The organism is Enterobacter sp. CM29, assembly GCF_013179605.1.
GTDB classification, from domain to species: Bacteria; Pseudomonadota; Gammaproteobacteria; order Enterobacterales; family Enterobacteriaceae; genus Enterobacter; species Enterobacter intestinihominis.
In genome coordinates, this window is the sequence record NZ_JABMCU010000314.1 from 1 (window position 1) to 2,433 (window position 2,433).

A 2,433-nucleotide genomic window follows, 5' to 3' on the forward strand; every position below is an offset into this window, starting at 1 on the left:
CAATATACACCTTGCCTTCGTGCAGGCGCTGGCGCAGATCGTCCGGCGGCAGGTCAACCAGTACGACTTCATCGGCAGAATCAAAAAACGGATCGGGGACGGTTTCCCGCACCTGGATACCGGTTACCCCGCTCACCACGTCGTTCAGGCTTTCCAGATGCTGAACATTCACCGTAGTGAAGACGTCGATGCCGGCTTCAAGCAGCTCCTCAACATCCTGCCAGCGCTTCGGGTGGCGTGAGCCAGGCGCATTGCTGTGCGCCAGTTCGTCCATCAGGATCAGCGCGGGGCGGCGGGCGAGGGCGGCATCAAGATCGAACTCCGTCACCAGCCGACCGCGATGGCTGATACGCTGGGGCGGCTGCGTCGCCAGCCCCGTCAGCAGCGCCGCCGTCTCTTTGCGACCGTGGGTTTCCACCACGCCGATGAGAATATCAAGCCCCTGCGCCCGAAGCCGCTGGGCTTCCGTCAGCATGGCGAAGGTTTTCCCGACGCCCGCGCAGGCGCCGAAGAAAATTTTCAGCTTGCCGCGGTGGGCTTCAGCCGTTTGTTCAAGCAGCCTGTCCGGATCCGGGCGCATGGGCTCGTCGGTCATTTAGTTCTTCCTTAGCGCATCCAGCGCCAGATTCAGCTCAACAATGTTCACTACCGGCATGCCGATGAAGCTGACCAGCGGCTTTTGCGTATGTTCTGCAACCAGCTGGCTCACCTGCTCGACGGTCAGCTGACGGGCGGCGGCCACGCGTGGGATCTGCCACGCCGCTGCGTCCGGCGTCAGGCTGTAATCCAGCCCGCTCGCGGAGGCGGTGACCAGCTCAACCGGCACCTCACGGCTGGCCTGCGGATTCGCGGCGCGCAGGGCGGCAACGCGTTCAGCAACGGCTTTGTCCAGGTCAGGATTACTGCCAGCCAGATTGCTGCCGCCGGAGGCCATTGGATTATACGGGCTTTCCGCAGTGGCGGAAGGGCGTCCCTGCACGTAGCGCGGGTCCGTAAAGTTTTGCCCAATCAGACGCGAGCCACGGTTTTCACCGTTCTGGATAATCAGCGAGCCGTTGGCCTGGTCCTCAAACCACCACTGGCCCAGCGCGGTTGTCATCAGCGGGTAAAGCCCGCCGGTAATCAGAGACAGCAGAATAAACAACAGTATAGCGGGACGTAACATCGTCATGAGATTCACCTTTTAAACCAGCCCGAACAGCGTTAACAACATGTCGATAACCTTGATCCCAATAAAGGGCACCACCAGCCCACCCAGACCGTAAATCCACAGGTTACGGCGCAGCATGGCGGCGGCCGTCAGTGGCTTATAGCTCACCCCTTTCAGCGCCAGAGGAATAAGAAAGACAATAATCAGCGCGTTGAAGATCACCGCGCTCAAAATGGCCGAGGCTGGAGAGTGCAGGTGCATTACGTTCAGGGCATTCAGCTGCGGATAGGTTGCCGCAAAGGCCGCCGGGATTATGGCGAAATACTTCGCCACGTCGTTGGCGATACTGAACGTGGTCAGCGAGCCGCGCGTCATCAGCATCTGCTTCCCGATATGCACCACTTCGATCAGCTTGGTCGGGTTCGAGTCAAGATCCACCATGTTGCCCGCCTCTTTTGCCGCCTGGGTACCGGAGTTCATCGCCACCGCCACGTCTGCCTGCGCCAGCGCCGGGGCGTCGTTGGTGCCGTCGCCGGTCATCGCCACCAGACGACCTTCCGCCTGATACTGGCGAATGAGTGCCAGCTTCGCTTCCGGTGTCGCTTCGGAAAGGAAATCATCCACGCCCGCTTCGGCGGCAATGGCCGCCGCAGTCAGACGGTTATCCCCGGTGATCATCACCGTTTTAATGCCCATCTTACGCATCTGGGCGAAACGCTCTTTAATACCGCCTTTAACGATATCCTTCAGAGCGATAACCCCCAGAACGCTTGCACCTTCCGCCACCACCAGCGGGGTTGCCCCCTGACGCGCCACGCTTTCCACCAGGTGGTCGACTTCCGGAGGGAAATGTCCATTATTGGCTTCAATATGACGGCGAATGGCATCAACGGACCCTTTACGGATCATCCGGTCCTGAATGTTAATTCCACTCATGCGGGTTTGCGCCGTAAAGGGCACGAACGTGGCGTGCAGGCTTTGTACGTCGCGCTGGCGCAGGTTAAAGCGCTGCTTGGCGAGGATCACGATACTGCGACCTTCCGGCGTCTCATCGGCCAGCGAAGAAAGCTGTGCCGCGTCGGCCAGCGTTTTTTCATCCACGCCGGGAGCAGGTAAAAAGTCAGAGGCCTGACGATTACCCAGGGTGATGGTCCCGGTTTTATCCAGCAGCAGTACGTCTACGTCACCCGCCGCTTCAACGGCGCGTCCGCTGGTGGCGATGACGTTCGCGCCCAGCATACGGCTCATCCCCGCCACGCCAATCGCGGAAAGCAGGCCGCCGA

2 protein-coding genes and 1 pseudogene are annotated in these 2,433 nt (G+C 60.3%); all 3 read right to left on the reverse strand.

The genetic code is table 11. From position 1 onward, the window contains the following. A pseudogene (locus HP459_RS22425) lies at window positions 1-595 on the reverse strand (two-component system sensor histidine kinase KdbD); the annotation flags it as partial. Then, on the reverse strand, window positions 596-1,171 hold the full coding sequence (kdpC, locus tag HP459_RS22430; protein ID WP_171936875.1) for a potassium-transporting ATPase subunit KdpC: 576 nt from the start codon (window positions 1,169-1,171) through the stop codon (window positions 596-598). Between the two features lie 12 nt (window positions 1,172-1,183). Beyond that, window positions 1,184-2,433: potassium-transporting ATPase subunit KdpB (kdpB, locus tag HP459_RS22435; protein ID WP_171936876.1), on the reverse strand; the 1,250-nt coding region annotated here is incomplete at its 5' end.